15 protein-coding genes and 1 pseudogene are annotated in these 16,063 nt (G+C 62.2%); 9 read left to right on the top strand and 7 right to left on the bottom strand.

What is annotated here, in order from left to right:
- Positions 1-305: pseudogene (locus tag ACIQ17_RS20910) on the top strand (CoA-binding protein); the annotation flags it as partial.
- Between the two features lie 208 nt (positions 306-513).
- On the opposite strand, the gene pncB reads toward ACIQ17_RS20910, so the two are convergent.
- The 4 genes from pncB to ACIQ17_RS20890 all read right to left on the bottom strand — a co-directional run bounded on the left by pncB (position 514) and on the right by ACIQ17_RS20890 (position 4,622).
- Entirely contained in the window at positions 514-1,815 is a 1,302-nt protein-coding gene (pncB, locus tag ACIQ17_RS20905; protein ID WP_398471006.1) for a nicotinate phosphoribosyltransferase, read from the bottom strand.
- A gap of 257 nt (positions 1,816-2,072) precedes the next feature.
- On the bottom strand, positions 2,073-2,855 hold the full coding sequence (locus tag ACIQ17_RS20900; protein ID WP_398471004.1) for an ABC transporter ATP-binding protein: 783 nt from the start codon (positions 2,853-2,855) through the stop codon (positions 2,073-2,075).
- Positions 2,852-3,652 (bottom strand): ABC transporter permease, encoded by an 801-nt coding sequence (locus tag ACIQ17_RS20895; RefSeq protein WP_398471003.1) that lies wholly within the window; start codon positions 3,650-3,652, stop codon positions 2,852-2,854. The genes ACIQ17_RS20900 and ACIQ17_RS20895 overlap by 4 nt, the downstream gene beginning before the upstream one ends.
- Positions 3,642-4,622 (bottom strand): ABC transporter substrate-binding protein, encoded by a 981-nt coding sequence (locus ACIQ17_RS20890; protein WP_398471002.1) that lies wholly within the window; start codon positions 4,620-4,622, stop codon positions 3,642-3,644. The genes ACIQ17_RS20895 and ACIQ17_RS20890 overlap by 11 nt, the downstream gene beginning before the upstream one ends.
- A 199-nt stretch (positions 4,623-4,821) precedes the next feature.
- Between ACIQ17_RS20890 and ACIQ17_RS20885 the strand changes: the two genes are divergently transcribed.
- From ACIQ17_RS20885 to ACIQ17_RS20850, 8 genes are all read left to right on the top strand, one after another.
- The gene (locus tag ACIQ17_RS20885; RefSeq protein ID WP_398471001.1) at positions 4,822-5,682 is read left to right on the top strand and encodes an alpha/beta fold hydrolase; all 861 of its coding nucleotides are present in this window, start codon (positions 4,822-4,824) and stop codon (positions 5,680-5,682) included.
- A 4-nt stretch (positions 5,683-5,686) separates the two neighbouring features.
- Positions 5,687-6,475 (top strand): enoyl-CoA hydratase-related protein, encoded by a 789-nt coding sequence (locus tag ACIQ17_RS20880; protein WP_398471000.1) that lies wholly within the window; start codon positions 5,687-5,689, stop codon positions 6,473-6,475.
- A 48-nt stretch (positions 6,476-6,523) separates the two neighbouring features.
- Complete coding sequence (locus ACIQ17_RS20875; RefSeq protein WP_398470999.1) at positions 6,524-7,333, top strand: SDR family NAD(P)-dependent oxidoreductase; 810 nt, start codon at positions 6,524-6,526, stop codon at positions 7,331-7,333.
- Positions 7,334-7,596: 263 nt separating this feature from the next.
- Positions 7,597-8,808, top strand: coding sequence for an ABC transporter substrate-binding protein (locus tag ACIQ17_RS20870; RefSeq protein ID WP_398470998.1), 1,212 nt, complete (start codon positions 7,597-7,599; stop codon positions 8,806-8,808).
- A gap of 68 nt (positions 8,809-8,876) precedes the next feature.
- Complete coding sequence (locus tag ACIQ17_RS20865; RefSeq protein WP_398470997.1) at positions 8,877-10,763, top strand: ABC transporter permease; 1,887 nt, start codon at positions 8,877-8,879, stop codon at positions 10,761-10,763.
- Positions 10,760-11,527 carry an ABC transporter ATP-binding protein gene (locus tag ACIQ17_RS20860; protein WP_398470995.1) on the top strand — a complete coding sequence of 256 codons (768 nt, stop codon included), beginning with the start codon at positions 10,760-10,762 and terminating at the stop codon, positions 11,525-11,527. The genes ACIQ17_RS20865 and ACIQ17_RS20860 overlap by 4 nt, the downstream gene beginning before the upstream one ends.
- Positions 11,524-12,252 carry an ABC transporter ATP-binding protein gene (locus tag ACIQ17_RS20855; protein WP_398470994.1) on the top strand — a complete coding sequence of 243 codons (729 nt, stop codon included), beginning with the start codon at positions 11,524-11,526 and terminating at the stop codon, positions 12,250-12,252. The genes ACIQ17_RS20860 and ACIQ17_RS20855 overlap by 4 nt, the downstream gene beginning before the upstream one ends.
- A 71-nt stretch (positions 12,253-12,323) precedes the next feature.
- A complete protein-coding gene (locus ACIQ17_RS20850) occupies positions 12,324-12,782 on the top strand; it encodes a MarR family winged helix-turn-helix transcriptional regulator (protein WP_398470993.1) in 459 nt (152 codons plus the stop codon).
- Between the two features lie 85 nt (positions 12,783-12,867).
- On the opposite strand, the gene ACIQ17_RS20845 is transcribed toward ACIQ17_RS20850, so the two are convergent.
- The 3 genes from ACIQ17_RS20845 to ACIQ17_RS20835 all read right to left on the bottom strand — a co-directional run.
- A complete protein-coding gene (locus tag ACIQ17_RS20845) occupies positions 12,868-15,186 on the bottom strand; it encodes a xanthine dehydrogenase family protein molybdopterin-binding subunit (RefSeq protein WP_398470992.1) in 2,319 nt (772 codons plus the stop codon).
- Positions 15,183-15,662, bottom strand: a complete 480-nt coding sequence (locus tag ACIQ17_RS20840) for a (2Fe-2S)-binding protein (protein ID WP_398470990.1) — start codon at positions 15,660-15,662, stop codon at positions 15,183-15,185. The genes ACIQ17_RS20845 and ACIQ17_RS20840 overlap by 4 nt, the downstream gene beginning before the upstream one ends.
- Positions 15,659-16,063 (bottom strand): molybdopterin cofactor-binding domain-containing protein (locus tag ACIQ17_RS20835; protein WP_398470989.1); only part of this gene is annotated, 405 nt, incomplete at its 5' end. The genes ACIQ17_RS20835 and ACIQ17_RS20840, both read right to left, overlap by 4 nt.

Below are 16,063 nucleotides of genomic sequence, written 5' to 3'. Positions count from 1 at the left end.
ATGTGAACACGGTGAAGCTCGGTCTCGAGGATGAGCGCATCCATTCGCTGATCCTCGGCTACTGGCACACCATCGTGACGCCGCCGATGGTGTTCGCGAAGAACATGGTCGAGATCAAGAACGAGATGAAGAAGAAGGGCATCGACAAGCCCATCGTCGCTTCACTCGCGGGCGATATCGAGGTCGAGGAGGCTGCGGAATATCTCTACCAGAACGGCATCCCGGCTTACGCCTATTCGACGGAGCTGCCGGTGGAAGTGCTCGGCGCGAAGTACAAGTGGGCGCGCGGGGCGGGGCTGCTTTAAGGCTCGCTCTGTAGCGACAAAAAAAAACGCCGCTCGGGAAACCGGGCGGCGTTTTTCTGTGTGGCCAGCTTCACTAACTCGATGTCATCCCCGCGAAAGCGGGGATCCATAGACACCGAAGTCTACTGGGAAAGCGCGATGGTGAGGCCTTCGCGAAACACTGCGTCGGAGGTTATGGGTCCCCGCTTTCGCGGGGACGACGTAAGAGCTACACAATCACCTTCTGCTCAGCCACGCCCTCGCGGCCAAAAATCCGCAGATAGCGATCGATCTCTTCCTGGCTGCCGCCCGTCGTCTTGGCCGGATTGTCCGACAGCTTCACCGCGGGCCGCCCATTGGCCGCTGTGATCTTGCAGACCAGGCTGATCGGATCGAGCGTATCCAGCCCACGCGGATGGGCGCCGCGGAAATCGTTCGTCGCCATGGTACCCCAGCCAAAACTCTCGCGGATGCGACCGCGGAAGCGCTGATGCAGATCGATCATCAGATCGACCTCCAGCCCGTCCGAAAACATCGCGCGCTTCTTGCGCGGGTCCTCGCCGCGCATGGCGTACCAGGCGATGACTTCCTCGCCAGCCGCCACCGGCTCCTTGCTGTCCATGCGCATGCCCGTCCATTTCGATGCCCAGGCCGGGGCGTCGCGGAGGAACTGGGTCATGCCAAAGGTGTCGGGGAGGATGATCAACAGCTCGCCGTCATAGACCTCTTGCCACTTGGCGAGCACGTCATACTGCGCGGTCTTCAGCGCTTCGTCGCTGTCGGCGAGGCAGCCGAACACCATGGGCAGTTCATGCGAATTGGTGCCGATGGCCTCGAACGAGTGCTTGAAAGCGAGCAGGGCATTGGAGGTGCCGACGAAGCTGCGGCCGAGTTCATTGGCCATCGCATCGGTCACCCATTCCTGCCACAGGAAACCGTGGCGGCGGCGGGTGCCGAATTCGGCGAGTTTCAGGTCCGGATAGGCCTTCAGCTTGGTGATCTTGCTCCAGATCTTGGTCTTGGCGTGCGCGTAAAGAATATCCAGCTCGAACTTGTCGAGGGACGCCATGGCCATGCGCGAGCGCAGCTCGCTGACGATGGCGAGGGCGTAGATCTCCCACATGGTAACTGCAGCCCAGTCGCCCTCGAAGGTCAGCACATATTGGCCATCGACCACTTCGAGGTGATAGTCGGGCAGCCGGAAGCTGCGCAGATATTCGATATATTCCGGGCGAAAGATGTCGCGGCGGCCATAGAAGCGGTTGCCGGCCAGCCAGATCAGTTCGTTCTCGCGGAAGGTGAGGGTGCGGGCGTGATCAAGCTGCGCGCGCAGGACGGCTTCGGGAATGATTTCCGCGAGGCGGACGGTCTTGGTGCGGTTGATCAGACTGAAGGTGACGGGCACCTTCGGATAGAGCATCCAGACGAACTGGTGCATCAGGAATTTGTAGAAATCCGTGTCCAGCAGCGACCGGATGATCGGGTCGAGCCGGTAATTGTGGTTATGGACCCGGGTGGCGAAATCCATCATGGCAACGCCACTCCCCAAAACATGCCTGTCACGGCATTTATCCTTGCGCGGCCTGACCGCAGCTTCGACGCGGATTACGTAAATTTGCGTATCCGCGGGTCGAAAGGATGTCAACGCAATGGCTGAATCCGGAATCCGTGAATGATCAGCGGCTTATCGGCCGTCATTGCGAGCCCTGACGAATTGCGAAGCAATCCAGAAGTTCAAGGAGGACTGGATTGCTTCGTCGCAAGGCTCCTCGCAATGACGGGGAGAGGTCAGCGCTTCAGCCGCTCGTCCGGTGCATTCATCTGTAGGGTATTCTGGATCGCGGAACGCAATGCGGCATGATCGCTGCGGTCCCAGTCCTTCATCCGGATATCGGCGAGCAGGGTCGCAGACTTGCCGAAAACCACGATGCGATCGCCGACCGACATGGCTTCTTCGAGTTGGTGTGTGATCAGGATGGCGGTCGAGCGGAATTCGCGCGCGAGATCGACGAAGGTCTTGCGCAGGTCATTGGCGGTGACTTCATCCAGCGCGCTGAAGGATTCATCGGCGAGGAGAATTCCCGGCTGCACGGCAAAAGCCCGCGCGATGGCCACGCGCTGGCGCATGCCACCGGAGAGTTCGCGCGGATAGGCATTGGCGAAATTCGCGAGCCCGAGCCGCTTGAGCCAGAACATCGCGCGTTCCTGCTGCACGTCATCGGCGATGCCGATCAGCTCCAGCGGGAGCTTGACGTTGTCGATAGCCGATCGCCACGGAAACAGCCGATCCTGCTGGAAGATGGTGGCGATCTTGCCGCGAAAATCGTTGAAGTCGTCATAGGGCGTCTTGTTGCCGATGGTGATGCGGCCGGCGGTAGGATGTTCGAGGCCGATCAGGAGATCGAACAAAGTCGATTTGCCGCAACCGGTCTTGCCGACGATGGCGACGAGTTCGCCGGGCTCGATGCGCAGCGTGAGCTGATCGATGGCGACGATGGATTCGCCCGTGGTGGTCTGGCGAAACACCTTTCGCAGCCCGGCGATTTCGATCGGAGCAGGGGCGCCACTCATGCGCGCCACCTCAGCACACGGGTCTCGAACTGAACGATCAGCGCTTCGAGCAGGAACAGCAGGACCACGAGCACCAGCGTCCAGGCGAAGACGTCAGCGACCGAGAACAGCTCCTGCGCCACCGAGAGGCGATGCCCGATGCCCGTCACGGCACCAACGAGCTCTGCGATGGTGACGACGCGGATGGCGAGGCTGAGCGTGATCTTCCAGCTGGTAAGGATGCCCGGTGTGATCGCCGGCAGCATCAGCTTGTAAAAGAACTGGAAGGACGTCGGGCGGAAGGAGCGGATCATCTGCTTCAGGTCGCGTGACACCTCGCGCATGTTGTCGAGCGCATCGACGGTGAAGACCGGCGCGCAGACCACGACCAGCACGAAGACGATGCGGAATTCGACGCCCTTGAACCAGAGCACGGCGAACAGGATCCAGGACACAACGGGCACCGCCATCAGGATGCGGACCATCGGCCGGAGATAGCGTTCGACGCTGTCGGACAGATACATCAGCACGGCGACCATGATGCCGATGATGAAGGAGACGAACAGCGCCAGCAGCACGCGGCCGAGCGTGACCGCGACATCGATCGGCGTGATCTTCATCAGGCTTTCCGCAATCCGCCCAAGGCCGGGGATCGCGAAAGCGGGAATGCCGAGCGAGGGCGCCAGATAGGACATGACCTGCCACACTGCCGCGAAGAGCACGATCGAGATGATCGTCTCGCGCGGCAGGCTCGGGATCATCGACTTGCGGCGCGGTTCCTCGAACGGCGTCGGACTGCGTGCCGCGTCAGGGGGCATAGATGATCGCGTCGTCAGGCAGTTTCGGATGGAAGCCCGCGGCGACCGCACGCTCGAATGTATCCCAGATGCTCTTCTTCTCCGCTGCATCCCATGCCGGCCGTGCGTCGAACACCCAACGCTTGGCGTGCACGGCTTCCTTCAAAATGCCCGGTGGCAGCTTCACCGTCTCGACGGCGATCTTGTCTGCGCCGTCGGGATCGGTCTGCAGATATTTGGTGACATCCGCCAGCGCCGCGACGAATTGCTTCGGCGCATTGGCGTTTTTCTTGATGCTGTCCTCGCGCATGGCATAGACGAGCTCCCAGCCGGTCACGCCTGCCATCTCCTTCCATGCCGCATCGGCGTTGAAGATGATCTTCAGGCTCGGATCTTCCTTGATCATCATGGTGGCAATCGGCTCGATGATCATCGCGGCCTCGACGCGCGCTGCTGCAAGTTGGGCGCGGGCGACGGCGAAGTTCGCATTCACCAGCGTCATGTCCTTGGTCAGATCGATGCCCTTGGACTTGGCATAGATCGACAAAATCTGGAATTGCCCGCTGCCCATATCGGCGGCGAGCTGCTTACCCTTGAGGTCGGCGATCGACTTGATCGCAGGGTCCTTGGTGATGATCACGAGGTCGGCCAGCGTTGCGCCGGTCGCGACGATGCGCAGTGGGACGCCTTCGAGACGCAGCTTCTGGAAGTAAGTAGGACCGCCGATCAGCGTATCGATTTCGCCGGTGGCAAGGCCTGCATAATAGGCGGAGAAGGACGGATAGGTCTGCACCTCGGCTTCGAAACCATTCTTGGTATCGAATTTCTGCGCCTTCATGATGTTGACGATGATCGGTGCGAAGACCGGAAGCGTGAGACTGCCGACGCGGATTTTCGGCAGCGTTTGCGCCGATGAAATAGTGATCTGTGTCGTGCCTAGCAGTGTAGCAGCGGTGCCCAAGGCAAAGGCGCGTCGCGAAAGTCCGGTCATAAACATCTCCCTCGAAATGGCGGCAAACGTTGTGGCGGGTAGCTTTTCGATCACTTTCATGCGGCAGTGCGGCATTCGTTTGTAAGCAAACGATATGCCAAAATTACATTCACTGAATCCTCTTGCTCACTTGGAATAACGCTACTAGCATTTTGTATGTGCGCAAATGAAATCTGCTTTTGGCTTGCAGGAGGCGAACATGCCGCACCTCACGACGCCGGACGGGACGAAGCTCTATTATGAGGAGGTCGGCACCGGGAGTCCTGTGATTTTCGTGCATGAATATGCGGGCGATTACCGCACCTGGGAGCCGCAGCTCCGCTACTTCTCGCGCTCCTATCGTTGCGTCACATACAGCCAGCGCGGCTATCCGCCATCGGATGTGCCGACCGATCCCGCGAAATACGGCCAGGATATCGCGCGCAACGACGTGATCGCGCTGATGGACGGCCTTGGTATTGCGAAGGCACATATCGTCGGCCACTCGATGGGCGCGTCGACGGCGCTCCATGTCGGAATCCATTACCCCGATCGCTGTCTGTCCGTGACGGCGGCGAGCTGTGGCTATGGTTCGAGCCCCGATCCGGCCTTTGTGGAGCAGGGGCGAGCGGCCTCGCGAGAAACCGCAAAGATGTTCGAGACGGTCGATTGGCCCGAAGCGGCAGCGCGCTACGCTGATGGTGCGACGCGGCAGACGCATAAGAACAAGGACCCGCGCGGTTTTGCGGAATTCGCAAAAATGCTGGCTGATCATTCCCCGGTCGGCCATGCGCTCACCATGCGCGAGCTGCAGGCCAAGCGGCCGATGCTGTGGGAGATGAAACCGCAGCTCGAGAAATTCACGCCGCCGCTGCTGATCATCGTCGGTGACGAGGATGACTGGTGCCTCGATCCCAGCATATTCCTGAAGCGCACGGTGCCGACAGCGGGCTTGCTCGTGCTGCCGCGCGCCGGCCACACCATCACCAGCGAGGAGCCGGCCGCTTTCAACGCGGCGCTTGCCGAACTTTTCCCGGCGGCCGAGTCCGGTCGCTGGATGTCACACCGGCCGGCGGTCTGATCCGATGGCCGCGCCCGGCGATATCATCATCGATATTGCAGACGGTATCGCAACGCTGCGGCTTGCCAATCCGGCGCGCCGCAATGCGATCTCCACGGTGATGTGGAACAAGATAAGCGCCTTCGCGCAGGAGGTCGCGACGCGCAAGGATGTCCGTGTCGTCATCATCCGCGGCGAGGGTGAGGATATGTTTTCGGCCGGTGCCGACATCTCCGATTTCGCGACGGCGCGATCAGGCGAGGGCAATGCCAAGGCCTATGACGATCTCGTGGAGAACACCTGCCGTGCCATCGAGGCGATCCCGCAGCCGACCATCGGCGTGATCTTTGGCGGCTGCATGGGCGCTGGCTCGTCGGTTGCCGCAAGCTGCGACATGCGGATCGCGGCATCGGATGCCTTCTTTGCCGTGCCGGCCGCGCAGCTTGGCCTTGGCTATGATCCGCGCGGCATCACGCGTTTCATCCGTGTGTTCGGCGCTGGCGCGACGCGACAGGTGCTGTTTACCGCCGATCGACTGCCGGCGTCGCGGGCCTATGAACTCGGCGCCGTGCATGTTCTCGCACCCAGGGCCGAAGTCGCGGCGCTTGCCGCGGGGCTCGCGCAAAAAATCGCCGGCAATGCGCCGCTGACGATCAAGGCAGCAAAAGCCGCGATCCGGGCGCTGACCACCAATGATGCCGACCTGATGGCCGAGGCGGAGCGTTTTTACGCTGCGGCCGATGCCAGCACCGACTACGCCGAAGGTCGATTGGCCTTCGCCGAGAAGCGGCTTCCGCGTTTTACCGGGAGCTGACACGACCGACGTTCGATTTCCTCTCTTCCAACCCAGAAGGACGATCTCATGGACCTCCAACTCAAAGGCAAATGCGCTCTCATCACCGGTGGCAGCGAGGGTATCGGCAAAGGCATCGCCATGACGCTGGCGAAAGAGGGCGTCAATGTCGCCATCTGCGCCCGTCGCAAGGAGCCGCTGGAGAAGACGGCTGAGGAAATCAAGAGCGCGACCGGCGTCACCGTGGTCGCGATCCCGGCCGACCTGACCAAGGACGCCGACGCCAAGAACTTTGTTGAGACCGCGCACAAGAAGCTCGGCAGCATCGACCTGATGATCAATAATGCCGGCTCGGCGCCGGGCGGCGTGATCGAAACGCTGACCGAAGCCGACTGGGAGCAGGCGCTGCAGCTCAAATTCATGGGCTATGTCCGCTGCCTGCGTTACGCGCTGCCGATCATGGTCAAGCAGGGCGGCGGCCGTGTGGTCAATCTGATCGGCAATGACGGGGTCAAGCCATCCTATTGGGAAATCGCACCGGGCGCGGCCAATGCTGCTGGACAGAACATGACCCTATCGCTGGCCGGTCAGTATGGCCGCCACAACATCTCGTTCTGCGCCGTGAACCCCGGTCCGGTGCGCACCGAGCGCTGGGCGGGTCTCGTCAATGCCATGTCGCGCGACATGAAGATTTCCTATGAGGATGCCGACAAGCTGGCGCCGGCCTCGATCCCGCTCGGCCGCATTGCCGAGGTCGAGGAAGTCGCCAATCTCGTGGTGATGCTGTCGTCGCCGCTGGTGCAGATGGCCAATGGCACCATGATCGAGATCGATGGCGGCCAGGACAAGGCCTTGATGGATCGCTTCCGCGACCGCTAGTCGCGGCACACGCGCGGCGGCGTTGCTTTCGTCGCCGCGTGCTGCTTTGTGTACGCCCTTGATTCATGCGCGGCGTGCCGTGCGTGATCAAAACTTCAGCGACATGCACGGCGTGTTGCTGTAAGTGCAGCCTTGACAAGAAAATAGGTGCGCCGGACTATTTGCGTGCAAACTAATTCACGCTTCAGCCGACGAGACCTCAACGATACCAATCTGACGCAATCGCTGATCACACAGATGTGGATCACAACGGGAGTTCGATCATGATCACGGCTCGTACACTCGGTTCACTCGCTTTCGCCGGCGCATTGGCGCTAACATTCGGTCGGACTGCGTCGGCGCAGGACACGATCAAGATCGGCGAACTCAACAGCTACAAGACCCAGACCGCCTTCCTCGATCCCTACAAGAAGGGATGGGAGCTCGCGATCGAGGAGATCAATGCGAAGGGCGGTGTGCTCGGCAAGAAGCTCGAAGTGGTTTCGCGCGATGACGGCTCATCGCCCGGCGATGCGGTGCGCGTCGCGGAAGAGCTGGTGACGCGCGAGGGCGTGAACATCCTCGCCGGCACCTTCCTGTCGAACACCGGGCTCGCCGTGACGGAATTCGCCGGCAAAAAGAAGGTGTTCTTCCTCGCCGCCGAGCCGCTGACCGACAAGATCACCTGGCAGAACGGCAATCGCTACACGTTCCGTCTGCGTGCAACGACCTACATGCAGGTCGCCATGCTGGTGCCGGAGGCGCTGGCGGCGAAGAAGAAGCGCTGGGCGCTGGTCTATCCGAACTACGAATACGGACAGGCGGCGGCGGCGACCTTCAAGGAGATGATGAAGGCCAAGCAGCCCGACATCGAATTCGTCACCGAACAGGCCCCGCCGCTCGGCAAAGTCGATGCCGGTGCCGTGGTGCAGGCGATCGACGACGCCAAGCCGGATGCGATCTTCAATGTGTTGTTCGCAGCCGACCTCGCCAAATTCGTGCGCGAGGGAAGCACGCGCGGCGTGTTCAAGGACCGCACGGTGGTGAGCGTTCTCTCCGGCGAGCCCGAATATCTCGATCCCCTCAAGGAAGAAGCGCCGGTGGGCTGGATCGTCACTGGCTATCCCTGGGACAAGATCAAGATTCCTGAGCACGCCACATTCCTGGCTGCCTATCAGAAAAAGTACAACGACTATCCGCGTCTCGGATCCATCGTCGGCTATGCGACCATGAAGTCGCTCGCTGCCGGTATTGCCAAGGCTGGATCGACCGACACCGAAAAGCTCATCACGGCATTCCGCGGTCTCGACGTTGTGGGTCCGTTCGGTCCGTTCACCTATCGCGCCAGCGATCATCAGGCGACGGCCGGCGCCTTCGTCGGCAAGATCGCGCTGGAGAACGGCAAGGGCACCATGAGCGACATCAAATATGTCGACGGTGCCGCCGTGCTGCCGAGCGATGCCGAAGTGAAGAAACTTCGTCCGGCTGCTGAGTAAGGCAACGAGCCGATGGCCACAACGCTTGCTCTTCCCACGATCCACACGCGGGAAGAGGCGGGGTTCTGATGAATCTGAACGCGTTCGTATTCCAGGCGATCAACGGGCTGTCGGCGGCATCGGGCCTGTTCCTGGTCGCCGTCGGCCTGTCGCTGATCTTCGGCGTCACCCGGATCGTGAACATCGCGCATGGGTCCCTGTATATGCTGGGGACCTATATCGCCTACAGCCTCGCCACCAAGCTCGGCGGCGCGCTCGGCTTTTGGGGCGGCATCGTGCTGACTGCCATTCTGGTCGGCATTCTCGGCGCCCTCATCGAGGTGTTGCTGCTCCGGCGCATCTATCGCGCGCCCGAGCTGTTCCAACTGCTGGCGACATTCGCGCTCGTGCTCGTCTTCAACGACGCGGCGCTGTGGCTCTGGGGACCGGAAGATCTGCTCGGGCCCCGTGCGCCCGGCCTCAAGGGATCCATTGAAATCCTCGGGCGCCGGTTGCCGACCTACGACATCTTCCTGATCGTCGTCGGCCCCATGGTGCTCTTGCTGCTTCACATGGCCCTGTCGAAGACGCGTTTCGGCCGCCTCATGCGGGCAGCGACGCAGGACCGCGAAATGGTTGGCGCGCTCGGCGTCAATCAGGCCATGCTGTTCACCGGTGTGTTTGCGCTTGGCGCCATGCTTGCCGGGCTAGGCGGCGCGCTGCAGATCGCGCGCGAACCGGCGACGCTGACGACGGACCTGAATGTCATCGGCGATGCCTTCGTGGTGGTCGTGGTCGGCGGCATGGGCTCGATCACCGGCGCCTATGTGGCGGCCGTGCTGATTGCCGAAGTGAAGGCGCTGTGCATCGCGCTCGGCGTGATCGATTTCGGCGGCTTCACCGTCAATTTCTCCAAGATGACGCTGGTCGCCGAATTTCTGGTGATGGCCATCGTGCTGATCGTTCGCCCCTATGGTCTGCTCGGCCGTGAACAGGGCGTGGTGCGCAGCGTCGCCGAACCTGAGGAGCCGATGCGTCCAGCGACGACGGCGGTGAAGATCGGCGGCCTCATCGTGCTGCTGGTGCTGGTCTGCATGCCGCTGATCGCCAGGAGTTCGCCTTACACGCTGGTGCTCGGCATCGATGTGCTGATCGCGATCTTGTTTGCCACCAGCCTGCATTTCATCATGGGGCCGGGCGGCATGCATTCCTTCGGCCATGCCGCCTATTTCGGGCTTGGCGCCTATGGCGCCGCATTGCTGGTGAAATGGTTCGCCGCGCCCATGGGCATCGCCCTGGTGTCGGCGCCGTTGGTCGCGTTGCTCGGCGCGCTGTTGTTCGGCTGGTTCGCCGTGCGTCTGTCCGGCGTCTATCTCGCAATGCTGACACTGGCCTTCGCGCAGATCGTCTGGGCTGCCGTGTTCCAGTGGGAGACGCTCACCGGCGGCTCCAATGGGGTGCTCGGCGTATGGCCCTCAGCGCCTTTCGAGAGCCGTCCGATGTTCTACTATCTCACGCTGGCGCTCGCGGCGCTCGGCGTATTCCTGATCCGGCGTTTCCTGTTCTCGCCATTCGGCTATGCTATGCGGGCAGGGCGCGACTCGCCATTGCGCGCCGAGGCGATCGGGCTCGACGTGAAACGTATCCACTGGTTGGCCTTTGCCATCGCCGGATGCATCTGCGGCATCGCGGGCGGGTTGTTTGCCTTTGCCAAGGGGTCGATCTCGCCGGAGACCATCGCCGTCAGTCGTTCCATTGACGGTCTGGTGATGGTGCTGCTCGGGGGCCTGCAGACATTGACTGGTCCGATCGTGGGCGCCTCGGTCTTTGCCGTGCTCCAGGACAGCATCATGCGCTCTACTGAATATTGGCGTGCGCTGCTCGGCGGTGTCATTCTGCTGCTGGTGCTGGCATTCCCGGCAGGCATTGTCGGCGGCCTGTCGAAGCTCTTTGTCCGTCGGAAGGTTGCGTCATGAGTGACCTCAGCATCCGTCAGCTCTCGAAATCCTTCGGCGGCGTCCGTGCCGTCAATGACGTGTCGTTCGAGATCAAGCGCGGCGAATTCCTCGCATTGATCGGGCCCAATGGCGCCGGCAAGTCGACCTGCTTCAATATGATCAACGGCCAGCTGCCGCCGGATGCCGGCGAGATCTGGTTCGAGGGCAACAAGCTCATTGGCAGGAAGCCGCGTGATATCTGGCGGCTCGGCATCGGCCGCACATTTCAGGTGGCGGCGACGTTCAATTCGATGACGGTCATCGAAAACGTGCAGATGGCGCTTCTCTCCCACGCCAGCCAGATCTATCGGCTGTGGCAGCCCGCCCGCGCGCAACACCGCGAACGCGCGCTCGAGCTGCTGGCCCAGGTCGGCATGCAGGAGGCCGCCGATCGACCGAGCCGCGAGCTCGCTTATGGCGACGTCAAGCGTGTCGAACTCGCCATCGCTCTGGCCAATGATCCGCGGCTGCTGTTGATGGATGAGCCCACCGCCGGCATGGCGCCGAAGGAGCGCAATGATCTGATCGCGCTGGTGAAGCGCCTGGTGATCGAGCGGGGCATCTCGGTGTTGTTCACCGAGCACTCGATGGACGTCGTCTTCGCTTTTGCCGATCGTATCATTGTGCTGGCGCGCGGCAAGCTGATCGCCGATGGCGATGCCAGATCAATCCGCGACAATCCGCAGGTGCAGGAGGTTTATTTCGGCACCGGCAAAACCTTCAAGGCGGAGGCGCGCGCATGAGCACGCCGATGCTGACGGTGGAAAATCTCCGCGCCTCCTATGGTGCCGCGCAGATCCTGTACGATCTCGGCTTCGAGGTCGGCCGCGGCGAAGTCGTAGCCTTGATGGGTCGCAACGGAGCCGGCAAGACTACCACCATGAAAGCTGTCATGGGCCTGATGGCGCAATCCGCCGGCAAGATCGCATTCGACGGGCACGACATCTCCGGCCGCGAGCCCTATCAGATCGCGCGGCTGGGTCTCGGCTTCGTCCCGGAGGATCGCCGCATCTTTTCCGATCTCACCGTGTTGGAAAATCTCGATATCGGCCGCCAGCCATCGCGAAAATTCAGCGACGGCGTGGATGCGCCGCTGTGGACCGAGCAGAAGTTGCTGGCGCTGTTTCCCAATCTTGGCGAAATGCCGAATCGGCCCGGCGGCCGCATGAGCGGCGGCGAGCAGCAGATGCTGACTGTGGCGCGGACGCTGATGGGCAACCCGCTGCTGATCCTGCTCGACGAGCCCTCCGAAGGCGTCGCCCCAGTCATTGTGGAGATGATGGCCAACACCATCATCGAACTGAAGAAGGCCGGCGTCTCCATCCTGCTGTCCGAACAGAACGTCCATTTCGCCGAGCTGGTGTCCGATCGCGCCTATGTGCTCGAAAAAGGTCAAATTCGATGGAATGGGACCATGGCCGAACTGGCGGAGAACGTCGACATCCAGCGCGCTTATCTCACCGTATAGCGATCAAAACTTGATCTGTTCCTGTCACTGCGGATGGTTCATAAAAGACGTCTGGGAGCAGGGCCGTCGTGATGCAGAAGTCGAGCAAGGTGAAGTCACAGGTCGGTGCCGAGGCGCCCGCCGGCTATGAGCTCGATGCGCAGGTCGGTTTTCTGCTGCGCGTCGCCATGCAGCGCCACACCTCGATCTTCATGTCCCACATGGTCGATGAGCTGACGCAGACGCAGTTCGCGGTCATGGCGAAGCTGCATGAGGTCGGCCCGAGTTCGCAGAACCATCTTGGTCGGCTGGTCTATCTCGATGCCGCCACCATCAAGGGCGTGGTCGATCGCCTCGGGCTGCGCGGCCTGGTGGCGACCGGCGCCGATCCCACTGATCGCCGCCGCCGCGCGGTGTCATTGACAGAGAAGGGGAGCCGCGTGGTTGAGGCCGCGATCCGTGTCGCAGCGGATGTCACCACAAAAACATTGAGGCCGCTGACAGTGGACGAGCAGCGCACACTGACGCGGTTGTTGAAGAAGATTACGTAGGCGCTGTGCCGTAGGGCGGATTAGCGCAGCGTAATCCGCCGCGGAGTTTGAGCCATGCACTCGGCCGGCGGATGACGCCTTCGGCTCATCCGCCCCACAGTCGGTTGATCAATTCCTTGACGGTCTGCGGTGATACCGGTAACCGCGTGATTGCGCCGGGCTGTCCGAGGGCATCATCGATCGCGGACGCAATCGCCGCGCCGACCGCATTGGCGCCACCTTCGCCTGCGCCTTTCAGTCCCATCGGATTGAGCGGGCTCGGCGCATCTTCGGTGATGATGACGTCCACGGGCGGCACTTCACGCGCCGTTGGCATCAGGTAATCCGCAAAGGTCACCGCCAGCGGTTCGCCGCGGTCGTCATAGCTGAATTCCTCATACAGCGCGCCGCCAAGGCCCTGCGCGACACCACCGACAATCTGGCCGTCGATCAGCATCGGATTGATCGCCTTGCCGATGTCATAGGCGACCAGATAGCGCTCCACCGTGACCCCGCCCGTATCGCGCGCCAGCGACACGACAGCGATATGCACCCCATAGGGATAGGTCATGTGCTTTGACTCGAACGACGCTTCGGCAAACAGCCCGGGCTCACTGTCGCCCACGAGATTGCTGCCCGGCTGCAGGGCCTTGGCGATCTCGGCCAGCGACATCGACGGGCCGGTGCTGCCATCGAGGCGCACGATCTCGCCATCGACGATATCGAGCTGATCGGCCGGCAGCTGCATCAGTTCCGCTGCCGCAGCGAGAGCGTTGTCACGCAGCTTCAAGGCTGCCTGTCGCGTGGCTTCGCCGGTCATCACGGAAACGCGCGAGGCGAAGGCGCCGAGGCCGCGCGCGATGCGATCCGTCTGGCCGTGGATGACGTTGACCGCGTCATAACTGGCGCCGATTTTCTCCGCGCAGATCTGCGCGATCACGGTCTCGACGCCCTGGCCCACCGAGGCGGCGCCGGTGACGACCTCGATCTTGCCGTCGATCCCGACGGTGATGCGCACATCGTCGAAGGGGCCAAGTCCGCTTTTCTCCACGAACATGCCGACGCCCGCGCCGACCAGTTCGCCGGCCGTTCGCCGTTCGCCGATCTGCGAGCGTAGTGCCGTCCAGCCGATGCCGTCCAGCGCCGTGTCAAGCAGTCTTGCGTAATCACCGGAGTCGAGCACGATATCGGTGCCAAGCGTCTCCAGCGCGCGCGTCACCGGCATCTCGCTGACCGGGATCAGGTTGCGGCGACGGACCTCGACGCCATCGATGCCGACCTTGGCGGCAACCGCATCGAGCAGGCGCTCGCGTACAAAAGTGCTCTCATAGCGCCCTGGCGCGCGATAGGTGCCACCGGGCGTCTTGTTAGTGAGGCGGATGTGGCCTCGGGCCCGATAGGCGGGAATGCGATAGGGGCCGGGCAGCATCGCGGCCGCGAGATCTGGCACGGTGGCGGCGTGCGTGCGCATATAGCCGCCCTGATCGTGGAAAAACTCGTCATCGATGGCCAGAATGTTGCCGGTCTGGTCGATGGCGGCGCGGATGTGATGTGTCTGCTGGCGCGAATGGTTGGTCGCAATCAAATTCTCGCGGCGATCCTCGATCCATTTGACCGGACGGCCGAGCCGCAATGCGGCGAGGCAGACCAGCACGTCCTCGGGATAGAGTTCGCCGCGGACGCCGAAGCCGCCGCCGACATGGTCCTCAAAGAGATTTGTGTTCGCCGCCGTGCGGCCGAACATCTTGGCAAGCTGGTCGCGATTCCAGTGCGGTACCTTGGCGGCGCCATACATTTCCAGCATGTCGGTTTCGGCGATATAGCGCCCGATCGTGCCGCGCGTTTCCAACGGCACGCCGGAATGCCGGCCGATGGACAGCGAGAGTTCGACAGTGGCGTGCGCATTGGCGAAGGCGGCTTCGACATCGCCGTAGCTTTTCTCAATCAGCGCCGTCTCGGTCGGTAGCCCGTCGCGGAATTCGCCGACCTCGCCATCAGCATGCAGGATGATCGGCAGCTCCTCGATCTCGACTTCCACATGCTCGGCCGCGTCTTCGGCGAGATAGGGATCTTCCGCGAACACGACGGCAACGGGATCGCCGACATAGCGCACCTTGTCCTTGGCCAGGATGGTCTGGCGATAGGCGGCGAGCTGTTCGAGCCGCGTCAGGCGAAAATCGATCGGCGGGATGTCGGCGACGTCCTTGAAGCTCCAGGCCGCGACGACACCGGGGATCGCAAGGGCCGGGGCAAGATCGACCGAGACGATGCGGCCATGCGCATAGGTCGAGCGGACCACGCGCATATGGAGCTGGTTCGGGAAATTGATGTCGGCGGCAAACCTGCCTTGCCCACGCAGCAGCGGCCCGTCTTCCTTGCGAAGAACGGATTTGCCAACCAGCCCCGGTTTGGCCGGCGCGCTCACGACTGGCGCATCTCGACGGCGGCGGCGCGCACGGCCTTGATGATGTTCTGATAGCCGGTGCAGCGGCAGAGGTTCGACGACAGAACATCGACGAGATCGTGGTCGGAAATATCCGGCTCGCGCTCCAGCACGCCGACCGCGAGCATCAGGAAGCCGGGCGTGCAGAAGCCGCATTGCAGGCCGTGGTTTTCCATGAAGGCGCGCTGCATTGGATGCATCTCGTCGCCCTTGGCAAGGCCTTCGACGGTACGGATCTGCTTGCCGTCTGCCTGCTGGGCGAACATCAGGCAGGAGCGCACCGGCTCGCCATTCACCAGCACCGTGCAGGCGCCGCAGACGCCATGCTCGCAGCCGATATGGGTGCCGGTCTGTCCGCATTCCTCGCGGATCGCATCCGCCAGCGTGCGCCGGGCCTCGACGCGGATCCCATGCGCCTTGCCGTTGATGGTGAGGGTAATGTCGCTCTTGTCGGTCATGGCAGTTTCCCGCTGTTGCGGAGGGCGGCGCGGATGCGCTGCGGCGTCGCCGGCATTTCGTCGATGGAGACGTCGAACGGTTTCAGCGCGTCATTGATGGCGGAGATGACGGCAGCCGGCGCGCCGATGGCACCGCCTTCGCCAAGACCCTTGGCTTTGGTGATGGTGTTGCCGGTAAGCGTCTCGATGTGGTGCAACTCGATTTCCGGAATCTCACGTGCCGTTGGCGGCAGAAAGTCCGCCAGCGTCGAGGTCATGATGTTTCCGGTCTCGTCATAGATGATTTCTTCAAGCAGGGCATTGCCGATGCCTTGCGCGACGCCGCCATGCACCTGGCCGTCGGCGATCATGGGATTGATGATCAACCCGGCATCTTCGGCGACGAGGAATTTTTCGAGCGT

The sequence above is a fragment of the Tardiphaga sp. genome, assembly GCF_044340795.1.
In the GTDB taxonomy this organism is placed as follows: domain Bacteria; phylum Pseudomonadota; class Alphaproteobacteria; order Rhizobiales; family Xanthobacteraceae; genus Tardiphaga.
Note: the sequence above shows the minus strand (reverse complement) of the source record. Positions and strands in the feature narration are given on the sequence as shown.

Coding starts and splice junctions, on each gene's coding strand:
- ACIQ17_RS20870 (WP_398470998.1), top strand. CDS start 7,597: ATGATCACGGCTCGTACACTCGGTTCACTCGCTTTCGCCGGCGCATTG.
- pncB (WP_398471006.1), bottom strand. CDS start 1,815: ATGATGGATTTCGCCACCCGGGTCCATAACCACAATTACCGGCTCGAC.
- ACIQ17_RS20890 (WP_398471002.1), bottom strand. CDS start 4,622: ATGACCGGACTTTCGCGACGCGCCTTTGCCTTGGGCACCGCTGCTACA.
- ACIQ17_RS20840 (WP_398470990.1), bottom strand. CDS start 15,662: ATGACCGACAAGAGCGACATTACCCTCACCATCAACGGCAAGGCGCAT.
- ACIQ17_RS20855 (WP_398470994.1), top strand. CDS start 11,524: ATGAGCACGCCGATGCTGACGGTGGAAAATCTCCGCGCCTCCTATGGT.
- ACIQ17_RS20860 (WP_398470995.1), top strand. CDS start 10,760: ATGAGTGACCTCAGCATCCGTCAGCTCTCGAAATCCTTCGGCGGCGTC.
- ACIQ17_RS20875 (WP_398470999.1), top strand. CDS start 6,524: ATGGACCTCCAACTCAAAGGCAAATGCGCTCTCATCACCGGTGGCAGC.
- ACIQ17_RS20850 (WP_398470993.1), top strand. CDS start 12,324: ATGCAGAAGTCGAGCAAGGTGAAGTCACAGGTCGGTGCCGAGGCGCCC.
- ACIQ17_RS20880 (WP_398471000.1), top strand. CDS start 5,687: ATGGCCGCGCCCGGCGATATCATCATCGATATTGCAGACGGTATCGCA.
- ACIQ17_RS20885 (WP_398471001.1), top strand. CDS start 4,822: ATGCCGCACCTCACGACGCCGGACGGGACGAAGCTCTATTATGAGGAG.
- ACIQ17_RS20895 (WP_398471003.1), bottom strand. CDS start 3,652: ATGCCCCCTGACGCGGCACGCAGTCCGACGCCGTTCGAGGAACCGCGC.
- ACIQ17_RS20865 (WP_398470997.1), top strand. CDS start 8,877: ATGAATCTGAACGCGTTCGTATTCCAGGCGATCAACGGGCTGTCGGCG.
- ACIQ17_RS20900 (WP_398471004.1), bottom strand. CDS start 2,855: ATGAGTGGCGCCCCTGCTCCGATCGAAATCGCCGGGCTGCGAAAGGTG.